This window comes from Pseudomonas sp. PAGU 2196 (assembly GCF_022179005.1).
Taxonomy (GTDB): Bacteria; Pseudomonadota; Gammaproteobacteria; order Pseudomonadales; family Pseudomonadaceae; genus Aquipseudomonas; species Aquipseudomonas kermanshahensis.
This window is the reverse complement of record NZ_BNTL01000028.1, coordinates 1-16416: the sequence shown is the minus strand read 5'-3', so window position 1 is coordinate 16416 and position 16416 is coordinate 1. Positions and strand designations below refer to the sequence as shown.

General features: G+C 62.1%; 18 protein-coding genes and 1 pseudogene. 11 read left to right on the top strand and 8 right to left on the bottom strand.

Going from position 1 to position 16416, the window contains the following annotated elements; genetic code table 11:
* Positions 1 to 400 precede the first annotated feature (400 nt).
* Positions 401 to 724: a ferredoxin FdxA gene (gene fdxA / locus MFF34_RS21615; RefSeq protein ID WP_027595821.1), complete on the bottom strand. Its 324-nt coding sequence runs from the start codon at positions 722 to 724 to the stop codon at positions 401 to 403.
* 140 nt (positions 725 to 864) lie between these two features.
* Positions 865 to 3438 carry a DNA mismatch repair protein MutS gene (gene mutS / locus MFF34_RS21610; RefSeq protein WP_027595822.1) on the bottom strand — a complete coding sequence of 858 codons (2574 nt, stop codon included), beginning with the start codon at positions 3436 to 3438 and terminating at the stop codon, positions 865 to 867.
* A gap of 132 nt (positions 3439 to 3570) precedes the next feature.
* On the opposite strand from mutS, the gene MFF34_RS21605 reads away from it, so the two are divergent.
* The 4 genes from MFF34_RS21605 (at position 3571) to recX (ending at position 6892) form a co-directional block, all read left to right on the top strand.
* Complete coding sequence (locus MFF34_RS21605) at positions 3571 to 4692, top strand: hypothetical protein (RefSeq protein ID WP_225876685.1); 1122 nt, start codon at positions 3571 to 3573, stop codon at positions 4690 to 4692.
* 54 nt (positions 4693 to 4746) lie between these two features.
* Complete coding sequence (locus MFF34_RS21600) at positions 4747 to 5229, top strand: CinA family protein (RefSeq protein WP_085272752.1); 483 nt, start codon at positions 4747 to 4749, stop codon at positions 5227 to 5229.
* A gap of 103 nt (positions 5230 to 5332) precedes the next feature.
* Positions 5333 to 6400 (top strand): recombinase RecA, encoded by a 1068-nt coding sequence (gene recA / locus MFF34_RS21595; protein ID WP_027595825.1) that lies wholly within the window; start codon positions 5333 to 5335, stop codon positions 6398 to 6400.
* 21 nt (positions 6401 to 6421) lie between these two features.
* A complete protein-coding gene (gene recX / locus MFF34_RS21590) occupies positions 6422 to 6892 on the top strand; it encodes a recombination regulator RecX (protein ID WP_027595826.1) in 471 nt (156 codons plus the stop codon).
* 67 nt (positions 6893 to 6959) lie between these two features.
* Here the strand turns inward: recX and MFF34_RS21585 are convergent, their stop codons facing one another.
* Positions 6960 to 8078: an LOG family protein gene (locus MFF34_RS21585; RefSeq protein WP_085272753.1), complete on the bottom strand. Its 1119-nt coding sequence runs from the start codon at positions 8076 to 8078 to the stop codon at positions 6960 to 6962.
* Positions 8079 to 8381: 303 nt separating this feature from the next.
* On the opposite strand from MFF34_RS21585, the gene MFF34_RS21580 reads away from it, so the two are divergent.
* Positions 8382 to 8594: a hypothetical protein gene (locus tag MFF34_RS21580; protein ID WP_085272754.1), complete on the top strand. Its 213-nt coding sequence runs from the start codon at positions 8382 to 8384 to the stop codon at positions 8592 to 8594.
* Positions 8595 to 8596: 2 nt separating this feature from the next.
* Here the strand turns inward: MFF34_RS21580 and MFF34_RS21575 are convergent, their stop codons facing one another.
* On the bottom strand, positions 8597 to 9016 hold the full coding sequence (locus MFF34_RS21575; protein ID WP_238216372.1) for a quorum-sensing-regulated virulence factor family protein: 420 nt from the start codon (positions 9014 to 9016) through the stop codon (positions 8597 to 8599).
* 217 nt (positions 9017 to 9233) lie between these two features.
* Here MFF34_RS21575 and MFF34_RS21570 point away from each other — a divergent pair, with 217 nt between their 5' ends.
* The 3 genes from MFF34_RS21570 to MFF34_RS21560 all read left to right on the top strand — a co-directional run bounded on the left by MFF34_RS21570 (position 9234) and on the right by MFF34_RS21560 (position 11253).
* Positions 9234 to 9944 carry a tRNA-uridine aminocarboxypropyltransferase gene (locus MFF34_RS21570; RefSeq protein WP_027595830.1) on the top strand — a complete coding sequence of 237 codons (711 nt, stop codon included), beginning with the start codon at positions 9234 to 9236 and terminating at the stop codon, positions 9942 to 9944.
* Between the two features lie 222 nt (positions 9945 to 10166).
* Positions 10167 to 10817, top strand: a complete 651-nt coding sequence (gene erdR / locus MFF34_RS21565; RefSeq protein ID WP_027595831.1) for a response regulator transcription factor ErdR — start codon at positions 10167 to 10169, stop codon at positions 10815 to 10817.
* Between the two features lie 73 nt (positions 10818 to 10890).
* Positions 10891 to 11253 carry a diacylglycerol kinase gene (locus tag MFF34_RS21560; protein WP_027595832.1) on the top strand — a complete coding sequence of 121 codons (363 nt, stop codon included), beginning with the start codon at positions 10891 to 10893 and terminating at the stop codon, positions 11251 to 11253.
* Here the strand turns inward: MFF34_RS21560 and finR are convergent.
* Positions 11250 to 12176, bottom strand: coding sequence for a LysR family transcriptional regulator FinR (gene finR, locus MFF34_RS21555; protein WP_027595833.1), 927 nt, complete (start codon positions 12174 to 12176; stop codon positions 11250 to 11252). The genes MFF34_RS21560 and finR overlap by 4 nt on opposite strands.
* A 120-nt stretch (positions 12177 to 12296) precedes the next feature.
* Between finR and fpr the strand changes: the two genes are divergently transcribed.
* Entirely contained in the window at positions 12297 to 13076 is a 780-nt protein-coding gene (fpr, locus tag MFF34_RS21550; RefSeq protein ID WP_016501130.1) for a ferredoxin-NADP reductase, read from the top strand.
* Positions 13077 to 13218: 142 nt separating this feature from the next.
* On the opposite strand, the gene MFF34_RS21545 is transcribed toward fpr, so the two are convergent.
* Positions 13219 to 13713 (bottom strand): SprT family zinc-dependent metalloprotease, encoded by a 495-nt coding sequence (locus MFF34_RS21545; protein ID WP_027595834.1) that lies wholly within the window; start codon positions 13711 to 13713, stop codon positions 13219 to 13221.
* Between the two features lie 139 nt (positions 13714 to 13852).
* Entirely contained in the window at positions 13853 to 14452 is a 600-nt protein-coding gene (locus MFF34_RS21540) for a Yip1 family protein (protein WP_027595835.1), read from the bottom strand.
* Positions 14453 to 14714: 262 nt separating this feature from the next.
* On the opposite strand from MFF34_RS21540, the gene ttcA reads away from it, so the two are divergent.
* Entirely contained in the window at positions 14715 to 15539 is an 825-nt protein-coding gene (gene ttcA, locus MFF34_RS21535) for a tRNA 2-thiocytidine(32) synthetase TtcA (RefSeq protein ID WP_027595836.1), read from the top strand.
* Between the two features lie 4 nt (positions 15540 to 15543).
* Entirely contained in the window at positions 15544 to 16215 is a 672-nt protein-coding gene (locus MFF34_RS21530; RefSeq protein ID WP_099428499.1) for a DNA-3-methyladenine glycosylase I, read from the top strand.
* A 72-nt stretch (positions 16216 to 16287) separates the two neighbouring features.
* Here MFF34_RS21530 and MFF34_RS21525 read toward each other — a convergent pair.
* Positions 16288 to 16416: pseudogene (locus MFF34_RS21525) on the bottom strand (DUF2069 domain-containing protein); the annotation flags it as partial.

The window sequence follows — 16416 nt, the reverse complement described above, 5'->3', positions numbered from 1 at the left end:
CGCCACCCCAGTAACATCGCGTGTAAGAGATCGCTTACTTGTTTTGTAAGCTATCTATGCAACCAACAGTAAATCATTGTCGTTTTCAGCTCCGCCGTAATCCCAACTCACTGAAAATCATGGATTATTTGGATGTGAGGAAAAGTGTCCGCGGTAATATCTTGAGAGGTGCCTCGCTTGTCTCGCCCGCTGAAGTCGCTAGTATTCGAACTGTGCACACGGACATGCACAGGCTTTCAGGGAGAAGGCCAAGGACATCGCAAGAAGCGATTTCATCAGGATGATGTTTGGGACAATCAGGGACTACGGAAAAAAATGTGGGCGGGTCATACCGCCCCTTTTTTTTGCCTGCTGAAAATGAAAAAAGGCCCGAATGGGCCTTTTTCGTATCCGCGCGCTATCAGCGCTCCAGATCTGCAATCTTGCCAGTCTTGCCATCCCACTCTTCAGCGTCCGGCAGGGCGTCCTTACGCTCGGTGATGTTTGGCCAGATTTCCGCCAGTTCGGCGTTCAGCTCGATGAAGTTTTCCATGCCCGATGGCACTTCGTCTTCCGAGAAGATGGCTTGCGCTGGGCATTCCGGCTCGCACAGTGCACAGTCGATGCACTCGTCCGGGTGGATGACCAGGAAGTTCGGGCCTTCGTAGAAGCAGTCCACCGGACAGACTTCCACGCAGTCGGTGTATTTGCATTTGATGCAGTTGTCGGTGACGACGAAGGTCATTTCTAGTTCTCTCCTCAGGCGACGGCGGCGGCCCTTCCTCTCGGGGCCGCGCGGTTTACGGGTATGTGGCTGCAGGCCAGGCTAATAACCTGCAGCACCAGCAAACCGCGGCGGATTCTACCAGCTTGTAGTGGGCGCCGTTATAACAGGTTCTTTAGTTGATATAGCATTTCGATAGCTTGGCGCGGGGTCATGTCGTCCAGGTCCAGCTTGCCCAGCTTCTCGATGGCCGGGTGTGGCAGGCTGGCGAACAGATCGCTCTGGTGCGGGACGTGTGGCTCATCCTTGGCCTGCTTGCCCAGCGGCTGCTCGTGCGGCAGGCTCGCGGTTTCCAGGCGGCCCAGGTGCTCGCGGGCGCGCTGAATGACCGGTGTGGGCACGCCGGCCAGTTGGGCCACGGCCAGGCCGTAGCTTTGGCTGGCAGGGCCTGGCAGCACATGGTGCAGGAAGACGATGCGCTCGTTGTGCTCGGTGGCGTTCAGGTGCACGTTGGCCACCAGCGGCTCGTTTTCCGGCAGTACAGTGAGCTCGAAGTAGTGCGTGGCGAACAGCGTGTAAGCACGCAACTGGGCCAGGCGCTCGGCGGCGGCCCAGGCCAGCGACAGGCCGTCGAAGGTGCTGGTGCCGCGGCCGACTTCGTCCATCAGCACCAGGCTGCGGTCGGTGGCGTTGTGCAAAATGTTGGCGGTTTCACTCATCTCGACCATGAAGGTCGAGCGCCCGCCGGCCAGGTCGTCACTGGAGCCGATGCGGGTGAAGATGCGGTCGACCAGCGACAGCTCGCACTGGGCTGCCGGCACGAAACTGCCGATGTGCGCCATCAGCACGATCAAGGCGGTCTGGCGCATGTAGGTAGATTTACCGCCCATATTCGGGCCGGTAATGATCAGCATACGGGTGCTGTTGTCCAGGTTCAGGTCGTTGGCCACGAACGGCGTGGTCAGCACCTGCTCGACCACCGGGTGACGGCCCTGGTCGATGCGCAAGCACGGCTCGTCGACGAAGCGAGGGCAGTTCAGGTCGAGGTTCAGGGCACGCTCGGCGAGGTTGCTCAGCACGTCCAGTTCGGCCAGGGCGGCGGCGCTGTCTTGCAGCGGTGCCAAGTGGCTGATCAGGGTTTCGAGCAGGGCATCGTAAAGCATCTTCTCGCGGGCCAGGGCGCGGCTCTTGGCCGACAGTGCCTTGTCCTCGAACGCCTTGAGCTCTGGGGTGATGAAGCGCTCCGCACCCTTGAGGGTCTGGCGGCGAATGTAGTCGCCCGGGGCTTGTTCGGCCTGCTTGGTCGGCAGCTCGATGAAGTAGCCATGCACGCGGTTGTAGCCGACCTTGAGATTGGCCAGGCCGGTACGGGCTTTTTCACGGGCTTCCAGGTCAATCAGGAACTGGCCAGCGTTCTCGCTGATCGCCAGCAACTCGTCCAGCTCGTTGTCGTAGCCGGCCTTGAGCACGCCGCCGTCACGGATTACCGCGGGCGGGTTGTCAATGATCGCCCGTTCCAGCAGGCTGGCCAGCTCTGGGTAGGTGCCGGTAATGGCGGCCAGGCGCGCCAGGTGCGGGGCTTCCAGCTCGGCCATGGCGTTTTGCAGCTCGGGCAGGGCGCCGAGGGCATCACGCAGGCGTGCGAGGTCGCGTGGGCGGGCATTGCGCAGGCCGATACGGGCGAGGATCCGCTCGATATCGCCAATTTCCTTGAGCTGCGGCTGCAGTTTTTCGAAACGGTAGCCGTCGAGCAGGCAACGAATCGAATCCTGACGCGCCTGCAGGACCTTGAGGTCACGCAGTGGGCGGTTCAGCCAGCGGGTCAGCAAGCGGCTGGCCATGGCGGTCTGGCAGCGGTCGATCACCGACTGCAGGGTATTGTCGCGCCCACCCGCCAGGTTAACGTCCAGCTCCAGGTTGCGGCGGCTGGCGCCATCCAGGATGACTGTGTCGTCCAGGCGCTCGTGGCGCAGGCTGCGCAGGTGTGGCAGGGCGGTGCGCTGGGTTTCCTTGGCGTAGGTCAGCAGGCAGCCGGCGGCGCCGATGGCCAGGGTCAGCTTGTCGCAGCCAAAGCCTTTGAGATCCTTGGTCGCGAATTGCTGGCACAGGGCCTTGCGCGCCGAATCGCGGTCGAAGTCCCACGGGGCGCGGCGGCGTGCGCCAGGGCGTTTTTCGGCCGGCAGGTCGCGTGGCCAGTCGTCGGGGATCAGCAGTTCGACCGGGTTGAGGCGGTCGAGCTCGGCCAGCAGGTTTTCCCAACCTTTGATCTCTTGTACGCCGAAGTTGCCACTGGTGATGTCCAGCACCGCCAGGCCAAACAGGCGTTCATCGCCCAGCAGCGCGGCAATCAGGTTGTCGCGGCGCTCGTCGAGCAGTGCTTCGTCGCTGACCGTGCCGGGGGTGATGATGCGCACCACCTGGCGCTCTACCGGGCCCTTGCTGGTTGCCGGGTCGCCAATCTGTTCGCAGATCACCACCGATTCGCCGAGCTTGACCAGTTTGGCCAGGTAGCCCTCCAGCGAATGGAACGGAATGCCGCACATGGGGATGGACTGGCCGGCCGACTGGCCGCGCGCGGTCAGGGTGATATCCAGCAGTTTTGCGGCTTTCTTCGCATCTTCGTAGAAGATCTCGTAGAAATCGCCCATGCGGTAGAACATCAGCTGGTCCGGGTGCTGGTTTTTCAGCTTCCAGTACTGCTGCATCATCGGGGTGTGTGCGGAGAGATCTGACATTCAGGGCCTTACAGCGGGTGATCTGGTTGGCGATGGTAAAACCGGCAATGGTACAGGCTTTTTCATCCAGATGCAGGCGGCCGCAGTGGGCCATGTGCGCGCAGTTCGGCGGGCCATCATGGAGCTTCGTCCTTGACTGCACTAGAATGCGCGGCCTTTTTGAATGCCCCTAGCCGTGACGTAGTGATGAACCTGTCCAGCCGTATCCCTTATGTAAAGCAGCAACTGATCTACCTCCTGTACGGTGATCGGCGGATTTACCAGCTGGAAGCCAAGCTCAGCATCCTCACCGCCCTGGCGCGCTGCAAGCCGGCGGAGCTGCCGGTGATTCGTGTGTTGACCGACCAGCCGCAGGCATTCGCCGGTTGGCCGGTAGAGGTGATCGCGCTGGATGACGCGACCCTGCAAGCCTGGACCGGGGAGGGCGGCTACACCCATCGGCGCAAGGCCTGCGCCATTGCGCAGGCTGGGCAGTGGGCGGACAAGACTGTGTTCATCGACACCGACACGGTGTTCCTGCAGTCACCGCTGAAGCTGTTTGGCCAGGTGGATGCCGGGCAGTACCTGGTGGACGAGGTCGAGATGAGCTGGGCCGAGGCGTCGCACCGTGAGGACTACCTCGGCTTCAGCGCAGGGCTTGCGCGTGCGGGCGCTGTGCCGAGCGACGACCTGCGGCTGTGCAACAGCGGTGTCCTGGGCTTCACCCGTGAGAATGCCGGCATTGCCGAACGGGCCATCCAGCGCATCGATGCGTGGACGCCTTACGCCCGTGAGTTGCACACCATCGAGCAGATCGCCTTTTCGTTCGAGTTGCAGGGCGCGCAGATCAACCAGGCGCGTGGCGTGATCAGCCACTACTTTGCGATGAAGCAGTACATCCACGCCATTCTGGAGATTTTCTTCGCCCGCCACGGCGAGCGCTTTACGGCGAAGATGCCTGGCCTGGCCTTGAAGGTGCCTGCGCATCGCCCGGTGCCATCCTGGCTCAACCGCCTTTCGGTCAAGTGGAGCCTTACGCGCGTGCCCCCAGAGCTCCGGGGTGTCGGCCGCAAGCTTTTATATGGCAGTGTCATCGGCAGCGACGATTACCAGCGCGCCTGCAAGGTGGTCTGGTGGCGTTCGGCGATTGAGGACATGCGCCATTTGCGTGGCCTGGACTGGACCCAGGGCTGGCCAGCCGGCCTACCGCGTCTTGGGCGGCGCGACGAGCGTGCGTTCAGCGCCATTGCCCGCGATAGCCTGAAGGTTTCCTGAAGCCGCGCCGCGCATGGGGTGGTAGGGTAGTGCGCAGTCTTCAAGGAGCCTGACATGGACCCGATCACCGCACTTTCCGCCCGCCTGGGCGAGCACCTGCGCCGCTTCAATGCCCAGGTGACCACCGCCGAATCCTGCACGGGCGGTGGCATCGCCGAGGCCATTACCCGTATCCCCGGCAGTTCGGCCTGGTTCGAGGCCGGGTACGTGACCTACTCCAATGCCCAGAAGACCCGCCAGCTGGGGGTGCCCGCGGCACTGTTCGGCCAGGTGGGGGCGGTCAGCCAGGAGGTGGTCGAAGCCATGGCCCGCGGGGCGCAGGCGGCCAGCGGCGCGCGCTTTGCGGTGGCGGTGAGCGGTGTGGCCGGGCCGGACGGTGGCTCGCCGGCAAAACCGGTGGGTACCGTGTGGCTGGCCTGGGCCGATGGCAGCCGTGTCTTCAGCGAGCGCCGCCAGTTCGACGGCGACCGTGATGCGGTGCGCCGACAAACGGTGATCGCCGCGTTAGACGGCTTGTTACAGCTTGGTGCCGAGTAAATCGACGACAGGGGTTTGCGCGCGCGCTTCGCTGTGGAATAATACTGGCTACTTATACAGGTATTCCGGCCATCAGGGCCAAGTCGAACACGTGAGGGTTTCAATGGACGACAACAAGAAACGCGCCTTGGCTGCGGCCCTGGGTCAGATCGAACGCCAATTCGGCAAAGGCGCAGTCATGCGCATGGGCGACCACGAGCGCACCGGCATCCCGGCTATCTCCACCGGTTCCCTGGGCCTGGACATCGCCCTCGGCATTGGCGGCCTGCCAAAAGGCCGTATCGTCGAAATCTACGGCCCGGAGTCCTCGGGTAAAACCACGCTGACCCTGTCGGTCATCGCCGAAGCCCAGAAGAACGGCGCCACCTGCGCCTTCGTCGACGCCGAGCACGCCCTCGACCCGGAATACGCCGGCAAGCTGGGCGTCAATGTCGACGACCTGCTGGTGTCGCAGCCAGACACCGGTGAGCAGGCGCTGGAAATCACCGACATGCTGGTGCGCTCCAACGCGGTCGACGTGATCATCGTCGACTCCGTGGCAGCCCTGGTGCCCAAGGCCGAGATCGAAGGCGAGATGGGTGACATGCACGTGGGCCTGCAGGCTCGTCTGATGTCGCAAGCGCTGCGCAAGATCACCGGTAACATCAAGAACGCCAACTGCCTGGTCATCTTCATCAACCAGATCCGTATGAAGATCGGTGTGATGTTCGGCAGCCCGGAAACCACCACCGGCGGTAACGCCCTGAAGTTCTACGCCTCTGTGCGCCTGGACATCCGCCGTACCGGCGCGGTCAAGGAAGGCGACGAAGTGGTCGGCAGCGAAACCCGCGTCAAGATCGTCAAGAACAAGGTCTCGCCGCCGTTCCGTCAGGCCGAGTTCCAGATCCTCTACGGCAAGGGTATCTACCGCAACGGCGAAATCATCGACCTGGGTGTTTCTCAGGGTCTGGTGGAGAAATCCGGTGCCTGGTACGCCTACCAGGGCAACAAGATCGGCCAAGGCAAAGCCAACGCCGCCAAGTACCTGGCTGAGAACCCGGCCATTGGTGCCGAGATCGAGAAGCAGATCCGCGAGAAGCTGCTCAAAGCTGGTGCTGCCGCCGAAGCGGGCAAGGCTGCCGCTGCCGAAGCCAGTGCCGACGACGTGGCTGATGCCGACGCCGGTTATTGATCACTGTTGTAGATAGCGACTATGTCCGCCGTACTCGACACCCCCGTCGCCATTCGGCGGACAGCCATGGACCTGCTCGCGCGACGTGAGCATGGTCGCGTCGAGCTGACGCGCAAACTGCGTCAGCGAGGCGCTCTGGATGAGATGATCGAGCCTGAGCTCGATCGGCTCGCCGAAGAAGGGTTGCTCAGCGAAGCCCGCTACCTCGAAAGCTTCATCAGGTACCGCTCCAATTCCGGCTATGGCCCTGCGCGTATACGCGAAGAGCTGGGCCAGCGTGGCCTGGACCGTGGCGATATCGATCAGGCGTTACGGGAAAGCGGTGTGGATTGGGCGCAGCGTTTGATGGATGTCTGGCAACGCAAGTTTGCCGGGCAACGCCCGCATGACCCCCGCAGCCGTGCCCAGCAAACCCGATTCCTTGCCTACCGTGGGTTCTCCCTGGAAATGATCGGCCGCCTGCTCAGCGGTCGGGATCTCGACGACTACTAAAACGGTGTGAGAGCCGGCTTCGCCGGTGATCGCTGGAAAGCTAGCTCCCACAAGGTTGCTCCGACGCTCAACTAACCTTCAACGCCTCCCTGGCCCGCTGAGTCGTGTGCATAGGCTGAGGCTTGGCCCAGTTCTCCGGTAGGTTGATAAAGTCCACCAGTTCGCGCAGGCGGCCCTGGTCGCGGCCGTTGAAGGCGAACGACAACCGGGTCAGATGGCTGAAATTACCCACCTCGTGTTCCGCGCCGCTGTCGGCGTGCTGATGGTATTTGCCGCTCAGGCGCAAATCGGCGAAGCCCTCCTGGATGTCGTACAGCGCCGCCTCGCTGAGCGGGTGATGCATGCGGATCACGAACTGGTTTTTCAGCCAGCGGCTGGAGTGGTAGTTGCTGTAGAACTGGTTGATTTCCTCCACCGCCTCATCGGCGCTGTGCACCAGGCGCACCAGCTTGAGGTCGCTGGGCAGGATGTAGCGGTTTTCTTCGAGCTGACGGCTGATGAAATCAAGGCAGTCGCGCCAGAAGGTGCCCCCGGGTGAGTCAAGCAACACCACCGGCACCAGCGGGCTCTTGCCGGTCTGGATCAGCGTGAGCACTTCGAGTGCTTCATCCAGCGTGCCGAAGCCGCCAGGGCAGAGCACCAGCCCATCAGCCTCCTTGACGAAGAACAGCTTGCGAATGAAGAAGAAGTGGAACGGCAGCAGTTTGTCGGTGCCATCCACCGTGGGGTTGGCATGCTGTTCAAACGGCAGGGTGATGTTGAAGCCCAGGCTGTGATCGCTGCCGGCCCCTTCATGCGCCGCTGCCATGATGCCGCCGCCAGCGCCGGTGATGACCATCAGGTCGGAGCGTGCCAGGGTGGCGCCCAGTTCCCGGGCCAAGGCGTACATCGGGTGTTCCAGCGGGGTTCGGGCCGAGCCGAACACCGTGACCTTGCGACGGCCCTTGTAGCGCTCCAGGGCGCGGAATGAATGATCAAGCTCGCGCAGCGCCTGCAGGGTGATCTTGGCGCTCCAGCGATCCGTGTCGTCGTGGGCCATGCGCAGGATGGTCAGCATCATGTCCCGGTACAGCGGCAAGTTGGGGCTGTTTGGTGCAACCAGTTGCAGCTGTTCGTCAATCTTGCTCAGGTCGATGTTGTTGTCCCTGAAGTGATTGAACAACAGCTCGTTGGGTTGGTAAGGCATTCAACGTCTCCTTCTGCAGCAAAACCTCTGACCGGGTCGATGGTGTGTCCCGGCCGCGACACTGCGTGCGTCGCTGGCTGCTCAGGCTCGAGTGTGTATCTCGAGCGTTGCAGTAGGCCTTCAAGGCCATGGTGCAGTGGCAAAAATCCATCTGGGCGTTTTTGGCGCTCTCGCTATCAATCTAGACCGTTGCGCCTGATCGTGCCGAAGTGATGGCGAACGCCGCTCGTCGGCGCGCAGCCTACGGGGGTGAGGGTTTGGTTAACTGGGAAAGCGAATCGTATCGATGCAGGAGGTGGCGGTATGCATCGCTTGACCATCGAAGTGGACCGGCAGCTGTATCAGCAGCTGGAACATGCAGCTCAGGTGCATCACCTGAGCCTTGAGGCAGAGTGCCGTCGCAGGCTTTCGGGGCTGGAGTGCCAGTCACGCTACCTGCAAGCGCTTCTGGCAGAGTTGCGCGCCGATGCCGAGGAGGAGCAGTGGCGCGCCCCTGATGACCACCCCGTGGTCTAGGTTTACTTCTTCTTGCTGCCCGCGACGCAGCTGGCGGCGTCAAATGCCTGGTCCATGACTGGCTGGTTGGTCTTGTAGATCGTGAAGCGATAGACCATGACGGCGCCCTTGGACATCAGGTTGCGGAAGCCGCTGTTACGGCAGACGCTGTCGCCCAACTGGCTGCGCACTTGCTCGGGGTTGGCCTGCATGCGCTCGGCGTGGCTCTGGCGCACGCTCAGGTGGTTGACCAGCGCCTTGCCTTCGACGGTATAACCCTGGTCGAGGATGTCTTCGTTGATGGCGCGCGGCGTGCCGACGCTGCTTTCCGTAGCGACCTTCTGCAGCATCTTGTTCAGGTCGTAGTCCTGTTTGGACGCCGCCTGGGCCGCCAGGGGCAGGGTGAGCAAAAGGCTCAGGGTCGGGACGATAAGACGCAGCATGTATCTCTCCTGGTTCAATGACTGGCGGTTTGACATGCGCCGGCAGGTGGCGTTCCCTGAAGCGCTCTTTTGCGCGCGTCAGGCTCGCCAAAGTGTCGATTATAAGGGGCCAGCCCGTCCCGCTGCACGGCAAATGACGCCTGCTCTGGTAGACTTGCGTTTTGTGTATCCGAGCCGTCGCAGTGTGCATTTTCAACCTGTTCAAAGGCCTGCCAGCATGAGCCACGCGGTAGCGCGCTTGCGCGCCGAACGCCTGGCCCGCAGCAACAAGCCGTTCATTGCCCGTGGTTCACGGGCCGTCCGTTGCCCGCATTGCCGGGTCATTGCCAGCCATTGCCTGTGCGCCTGGAAGCCCCGGGTGCCGGCGGAGTCGGGCGTGTGCCTGCTGATGCACGACACCGAGCCACTGAAGCCGACCAACACCGGTTGGCTGATCGCCGACCTGGTCGAGGACACCTCGGCCTTTGGCTGGCAGCGTACTGCGGTGGACGACAACCTGCTGGCGCTGCTCGAACAGCCCCAGTGGCAGCCCTATATCGTCTTCCCTGGCGAGTTCGTTGCCCAGGAGCGGGTGGTCAACGAGGTGGTGCGCGAACCCGGCAAGCGGCCGTTGTTCATCCTGCTGGACGCCACCTGGACCGAAGCGCGCAAGATGTTCCGCAAGAGCCCCTACCTGGACCGCTTCCCGGTGTTGAGCCTGGAGGCCGAGCAGATGTCGCGCTACCGCCTGCGCCGTTCCAAACGTGACGATCACTTCTGCACGGCGGAAGTGGCGGCCATGTGCCTGGAACTGGCCGGCGACCAGCGCGCCTCCCAGGCTCTGGACGCTTACCTGGACGTGTTCAGCCTGCACTACCTGAGCGCCAAGCGGCATTTGCCGCTGGATGAACAGGACGACGCGCATCAGCGTTTGCATACCTTCCTATAGTCCAAGGGGCAGTCGGGCCGGTTTGGTTCATAATGTCGGGGCTGGCAGCCAGGGTGGGCGAGTGCGGCAGGGCAATTGGCTTGACCACCCCGACCGTGCTCGGCATCCTTGGCGCCGATTCGGGCACGCCGAAGGTGCCGTTACCCCGGACTTCGCCGTGCCTTTCCGCCAAGCGCCCTTACTACCCCGCAGCGCCTGGCACAGAACAGGATCCTTAGATCGATGGCCACTTACGAAATCCTGATTGCCGATGACCACCCACTGTTTCGTGGCGCCCTGCGCCAGGCTGTTACCCTCGGCCTTGGCGCCGATGTACGCCTGGTTGAAGTGGCGAGCATTGCCGAACTGGAAACCCGACTGAGCGAAAAAGCCGACTGGGATCTGGTCCTGCTGGACTTGAACATGCCGGGCGCCTACGGGTTCTCCGGGCTGGTCCTGCTGCGTGGGCAATACCCGCAGATCCCCGTGGTCATGGTGTCGGCGCAGGAAGAGGCAGCCGTCGTGGTGAAGTCCCGCGAGTTTGGTGCCAGTGGTTTCATTCCCAAATCCAGCCCGCTGGAAGTGATTCAAGACGCCGTGCGCAAGGTGTTGGACGGTGAGGTCTGGTGGCCGCCGCAAGCCTTCGAAAAAGTCGACGTTTCGGCTGAAGCCAAAGCGGCCAGCGAAGGCCTGGCCAGCCTCACGCCGCAGCAGTTCCGCGTGCTGACCATGGTCTGCGAAGGCTTGCTGAACAAGCAGATCGCCTATGAGCTGAGTGTCTCGGAGGCCACCATCAAGGCCCACGTGACGGCGATCTTCCGCAAGCTGGGCGTGCGCACCCGCACCCAGGCGGCCTTGCTGCTGCAACAACTTGAATCGGTTGCCAGCCACTAACTGGCTGCTTCTTCACGCTTTTTTGACCCCAGCTGGACTAGTCTGCCGGCCTTTCATCGGTGAAGTGACGCACATGTCGCCATTTAAAGGCCAGACCGGCCTCAAACGTATCTTCAACGCCGCCGGCTACTCGCTGGATGGTTTGCGCGCCGCCTTCAAGGGCGAGGCCGCGTTCCGTCAGCTGGTACTGCTCAATGTGCTGCTGATCCCGACCGCCTTCTGGCTGCCGGTCAGCCGCGCGGAGCGGGCGATCATGATCGCGGTGTGCCTGCTGGGCTTGATCGTCGAGCTGTTCAACTCGGCGGTAGAGGCTGCCATCGACCGCATTTCGCTGGAGCGTCACCCCTTGTCGAAAAACGCCAAGGACATGGGCAGCGCCGCGCAGTTGGTGGCACTCACCATGGTTGCGCTGGTCTGGGGCGTGATTCTGCTCTAGGCAATAGGCGGCAAGACGATCTCATCACTGCGGGTGAAGCCCGCGGTGAAGTTGCGGCATAGCTCCAGAAACTCGCGCATGGCCGAGGTCTGGTACTTCTGCTTGTGCCAAATGAAATAGAACTGACGCATCAGGTCCAGCTCCGGGGTTTCGACCGGTACCAGGCTGCCGCGGCGGAAGGCATCGCGCAGGGCCAGGCGCGAAATGCAGCCGATGCCCAGGCCAGATTCCACTGCACGCTTGATGGCCTCGGTGTGTTCGAGCTCCAGGCGAATGTTGAGGTTGGCGCGGTGGTGGCGCATGGCTTGGTCAAAGGTCAGGCGCGTGCCGGAGCCTTGCTCGCGAAGGATCCAGGCCTCCTGCGACAACGTTTGAATGTTCGCGCTGCCCAGCGTTGCCAGTGGGTGCTGGGGCGCGCAGAACACGACCAGCTCGTCTTCGACCCAAGGCTGAACCTCCAGGTCCGGGTGGTTGCAATCACCTTCGATCAGACCCAGATCAATTTCGTAATGGGCGACCTGTTGCACAATATGCGCTGTGTTCTGCACATGCAGCTTGACCTGGCTTTCCGGGTGCACCTGCATGAAGCTGCCGATCAGCAGGGTCGCCAGGTAGTTGCCGATGGTCAGCGTGGCGCCCACCGCCAGCGAGCCGAAGGCGGACTTGCCGTTGAGCAGGTCTTCGATTTCCTTGGCCTGGTCGAGCAGGGCGACAGCCTGTGGCAGCAGCTGATGGCCCAGGGCGTTCAGGCTCAGGCGTTTACCGGCGCGATCGAACAGCTGGCAGCTGGATTGGCGCTCGAGTTCGGTGATGGACGTGCTGGCGGCCGACTGCGAGAGCGCAAGCAGGCCAGCGGCCCGAGAGACGCTTTGATGCTGGGCTACGGCGACGAACACCTGAAGCTGACGGAGAGTGAATCGCATATCTATATAACCGATAACACATATCTTGATAATTCAGTTAACAGATATTGTCGCTGCCCCTAAACTATCGCGCAACTGCGCGTCTTGCGCGCGCTGCGTCTTTCTTCAGGAGCCCCATCGATGAGCAACATGAACCACGAACGTGTCCTCAGTGTGCACCACTGGAACGACACCCTGTTCAGCTTCAAGTGCACCCGTGATCCGGGCTTGCGCTTCGAGAACGGTCAGTTCGTGATGATCGGCCTGCAGCAGGAAAGCGGCCGCCCGCTCATGCGCGCCTATTCCATCGCCTCGCCGAACTGGGAAGAGCACCTGGAATTCTTCAGCATCAAGGTGCCGGACGGCCCGCTGACTTCCCAGTTGCAGCACCTGAAGGAAGGCGACGAGATCATCATCAGCAAGAAGCCTACCGGCACCCTGGTCCTCGACGACCTGAACCCGGGCAAGCACCTGTACCTGCTGAGCACCGGCACTGGCCTGGCGCCGTTCATGAGCGTCATCCAGGACCCGGAAACCTACGAGCGCTTCGAAAAAGTGATCCTGGTTCACGGCGTGCGTTACGTGAACGAAGTGGCCTATCGCGAGTTCATCACCGAGCACCTGCCGCAGAACGAGTTCTTCGGTGAGTCGGTGCGTGACAAGCTGATCTACTACCCGACCGTGACCCGCGAGCCGTTCGAGAACCAGGGCCGCCTGACCGACCTGATGCGCAGCGGCAAGCTGTTCAGCGACATCGGCCTGCCGCCGATCAACCCGCAGGATGACCGTGCGATGATCTGCGGTAGCCCAAGCATGCTGGACGAAACCAGCGAAGTGCTCGACAGCTTCGGCCTGAAAGTCTCTGCCCGCATGCGCGAGCCGGGTGACTACCTGATCGAGCGCGCCTTCGTCGAGAAGTAACCCGCCGTTAAGCTTCATCAGCTGGAATTGGGGCTGCTGCGCAGCCCATCGCAGGCAAGCCAGCTCCTACAGGATCGCACATACCTGTAGGAGCTGGCTTGCCTGCGATGGGCCGCGCAGCGGCCCCCTTGGCCTGTCTGGCCTATTCGACACGCGTCTCGCCGCTGTATTCCAATATCGCCCGACACCGCCTGCACAGGTAGCGCCGCCCCTGGCGCACCAGCTTGTGCCGCTGAGCAGTAAACGGAAAGTCGCTCTGCGGGCAGGGGCAGCGGTAGATGTAGCGCGTGACCACCCGCCGTTGCACTGCGTAGTTATGGCAGCGGTTGGGCGGCAATTCATACACCCCTCGCATGATCAATTGCCATTCCTCGCCATGGGCCTGGATGCGCTCGCCAAACAGCTGGTGAGCCACCAGGTGCGCCACCTCGTGGGCCACGGTCTGGCGCAGGAAGTCCTCCTGGTTTTCGCGGTACAACTGCAGGTTGAAGCGCAGCAGGTTCTCGTGCAGGTGAGCGACGCCGGCCTTCTGGCCGCGCAGCTTGAAGCTGATTTCCGGGCGCGGGAAGGGGCGTTTGAAGAAGGTTTCGGCTTGCTGGTAACAGGTTTCGACGCGTTGTTTGAGCAGCTCGGGCATGGCGGGGTAATTCTCCTGACCAGGCATTATGCCGCAAGCCCTGGCGGCTTGCCGAGCCACCGGTCAGCACACAGCCAGAAGCCGCCTTGCGGCGGCCTCTGACTTGATGCCCCAGTGTTGGTTCTGTGTAGTTATCGCGCTAGTTGGTATAGACGGGCCCCACGCCCAGTCCCCAGATGATCACGGTAGCGGCCATGATCGCTACCAGCACCACAAGGCCCACCGCCAGCACCGAGCTGGAAAACAGGAAGCCTTCATCGGACGGAATGTTCATGAACGTCGGCAAGCCGACATACAGCAGGTACACGGTATAACAAATGGCCGCAGTGCCGATCAGCATGCCCAGCCACAGGTGCGGGTAAAGGGCTGCCAGGCCGCCAAGGAACAACGGGGTGGCGGTGTAGGTGGCAAAGGCAATGCACTGCGCCATGGAGGGGTTGGCATCGTAGGTGCGGGCCATCCAGTGGATGAACGCGCCCATCACCGCCACCCCGGCGAGCATCGCCAGGTAGGACATGATGCTCATCCAGATTGCGCTTTCCATGGTCAGCATCACTGCCGGCCGGTCGCCAATCACCCAGCCCACCTGGGTAGTACCGATGAATGCGGAAACGGCAGGGATCGCCGCCAGGATCAAGGTGTGCGTCAGGTACATGTGGCTGATGGTTTCTTCTTCGCCACGAATCTCCCGCCACTCCTGATCGGGATGGGTAAACAGCCCCACAACGTGATGAATCATGCCGATCACTCCTCTCAATGTTGCCAAACGCCCCCCAGATGGAGCGCAAGCGGCCCGAGGCCCGAACACCGATGCAAGCGGTAATGTGGCCTTATGTCGCAGTATAGGAAGCGGTTACCGGCACAAACCGTGCTTTTTAGAGCAAATTGCGCTGTCAGGCGTGCTGTTGATTACAACGAAGTCTTTATCGGAATGCCTACAGCGCCGCGTAGTTTGTGCGTAAAATAGTCGGCTTTTGTCACACCTCGCGGATCCAAGCGCTATGGGCACCCTCTCGGTCAACCAGAACAAACTGCAAAAACGCCTGCGTCGTCTCGCCGGCGAAGCCATCACCGACTTCAACATGATCGAGGATGGCGACAAGGTCATGGTCTGCCTGTCCGGCGGCAAGGACAGCTACACCATGCTCGACGTTCTGTTGCACCTGCAGAAGGTGGCACCGATCAAGTTCGAGATCGTGGCGGTGAACATGGACCAGAAGCAGCCGGGCTTCCCCGAGCACGTGCTGCCGGCCTACCTCAAAGAGCTGGGCGTCGAGTACCACATCGTCGAGAAAGACACCTACTCGGTGGTCAAGGAACTGGTGCCCGAGGGCAAAACCACCTGCTCGCTGTGTTCGCGCCTGCGCCGTGGCACCCTGTACACCTTCGCCGACGAAATTGGCGCGACCAAGATGGCCCTGGGGCACCACCGCGACGACATCGTCGAGACGTTCTTCCTCAACATGTTCTTCAACGGCTCGCTCAAGGGCATGCCGCCCAAGCTGCGTGCCGACGATGGCCGTAACGTGGTGATTCGCCCGCTGGCCTACTGCAGCGAGAAGGATATCCAGGCCTACTCGGACATGCGTGAATTCCCGATCATCCCGTGCAACCTGTGCGGCTCGCAAGAGAACCTGCAGCGCCAGGTGGTCAAGGACATGCTGGTGGAGTGGGAGCGCAAGCACCCGGGCCGCACCGAAAGCATCTTCCGCGCGCTGCAGAACGTCGCGCCGTCGCAGTTGGCAGACCGTAACCTGTTCGACTTCACCAGCCTGAAGATCGACGAAAACGCCACGCCGCGTTTCCTCGATGTGCTGAACATCTGACGCCATGCGCGATTATCAGTGGCTGCATGAGTACTGCCTGAACCGCTTCGGCTCGGCCCAGGCCCTCGAGGCCTTTCTGCCGCAGCCACGCACGCCTGCGCAACTGCGCGACATCAGCGACGATCGCTACCTGTCCACCCTGGCCCTGCGCGTGTTCCGCGCCGGGCTCAAGCACAGCCTGGTGGATGCCAAGTGGCCGGCGTTCGAGCAGGTGTTCTTCGGTTTCGACCCGGAGAAGGTGGTGCTGATGAGCGCCGAGCACTTGGAGCGGTTGATGCAGGACGAGCGCATCATCCGCCACTTGGGCAAGCTCAAGAGCGTGCCGCGCAATGCGCAGATGGTGCTGGATGTGGCGAAGGAGAAGGGCAGTTTCGGTGCGTTCATCGCCGACTGGCCGGTGACCGATATCGTCGGCCTGTGGAAGTACCTGGCCAAGCATGGCAACCAGCTGGGTGGCCTATCGGCGCCGCGGTTCTTGCGCATGGTCGGCAAGGACACGTTTATCCCGACGGAGGATATGGCGGCAGCGTTGATTGCGCAGAAAGTGATCGACAAACAGCCGACCAGCCAGCGTGACCTGGCGTTGGTGCAGCAGGCGTTCAACCAGTGGCATGCCGAGAGTGGGCGACCCCTGTGCCAGCTGTCGGTGATGCTGGCGCATACCGTCAACCACTGAGATTGTCGGGGCGACGCGGTCTCTGTGGGAGCGGGCTTGTCCCGCGAAGGGGCTGCAAAGCAGCCCCCTGAATCAACTCCCTTCGCCCGCCATGCGCCGCTCATACTGGAACTTCCAGCGCACAAACAGCAGCCCGCTGACGAACAACCCCAGGCTTACCACCACCTCAACCCAGCCAAACAGCGCCCGGGCGCATGCCTG

Coding starts and splice junctions, on each gene's coding strand:
- MFF34_RS21560 (WP_027595832.1), top strand. CDS start 10,891: ATGTCGCCATTTAAAGGCCAGACCGGCCTCAAACGTATCTTCAACGCC.
- mutS (WP_027595822.1), bottom strand. CDS start 3,438: ATGTCAGATCTCTCCGCACACACCCCGATGATGCAGCAGTACTGGAAG.
- recA (WP_027595825.1), top strand. CDS start 5,333: ATGGACGACAACAAGAAACGCGCCTTGGCTGCGGCCCTGGGTCAGATC.
- MFF34_RS21585 (WP_085272753.1), bottom strand. CDS start 8,078: ATGCCTTACCAACCCAACGAGCTGTTGTTCAATCACTTCAGGGACAAC.
- MFF34_RS21575 (WP_238216372.1), bottom strand. CDS start 9,016: ATGCTGCGTCTTATCGTCCCGACCCTGAGCCTTTTGCTCACCCTGCCC.
- fpr (WP_016501130.1), top strand. CDS start 12,297: ATGAGCAACATGAACCACGAACGTGTCCTCAGTGTGCACCACTGGAAC.
- MFF34_RS21540 (WP_027595835.1), bottom strand. CDS start 14,452: ATGATTCATCACGTTGTGGGGCTGTTTACCCATCCCGATCAGGAGTGG.
- MFF34_RS21580 (WP_085272754.1), top strand. CDS start 8,382: ATGCATCGCTTGACCATCGAAGTGGACCGGCAGCTGTATCAGCAGCTG.
- MFF34_RS21530 (WP_099428499.1), top strand. CDS start 15,544: ATGCGCGATTATCAGTGGCTGCATGAGTACTGCCTGAACCGCTTCGGC.
- MFF34_RS21570 (WP_027595830.1), top strand. CDS start 9,234: ATGAGCCACGCGGTAGCGCGCTTGCGCGCCGAACGCCTGGCCCGCAGC.
- ttcA (WP_027595836.1), top strand. CDS start 14,715: ATGGGCACCCTCTCGGTCAACCAGAACAAACTGCAAAAACGCCTGCGT.
- finR (WP_027595833.1), bottom strand. CDS start 12,176: ATGCGATTCACTCTCCGTCAGCTTCAGGTGTTCGTCGCCGTAGCCCAG.
- MFF34_RS21545 (WP_027595834.1), bottom strand. CDS start 13,713: ATGCCCGAGCTGCTCAAACAACGCGTCGAAACCTGTTACCAGCAAGCC.
- MFF34_RS21600 (WP_085272752.1), top strand. CDS start 4,747: ATGGACCCGATCACCGCACTTTCCGCCCGCCTGGGCGAGCACCTGCGC.
- recX (WP_027595826.1), top strand. CDS start 6,422: ATGTCCGCCGTACTCGACACCCCCGTCGCCATTCGGCGGACAGCCATG.
- erdR (WP_027595831.1), top strand. CDS start 10,167: ATGGCCACTTACGAAATCCTGATTGCCGATGACCACCCACTGTTTCGT.
- fdxA (WP_027595821.1), bottom strand. CDS start 724: ATGACCTTCGTCGTCACCGACAACTGCATCAAATGCAAATACACCGAC.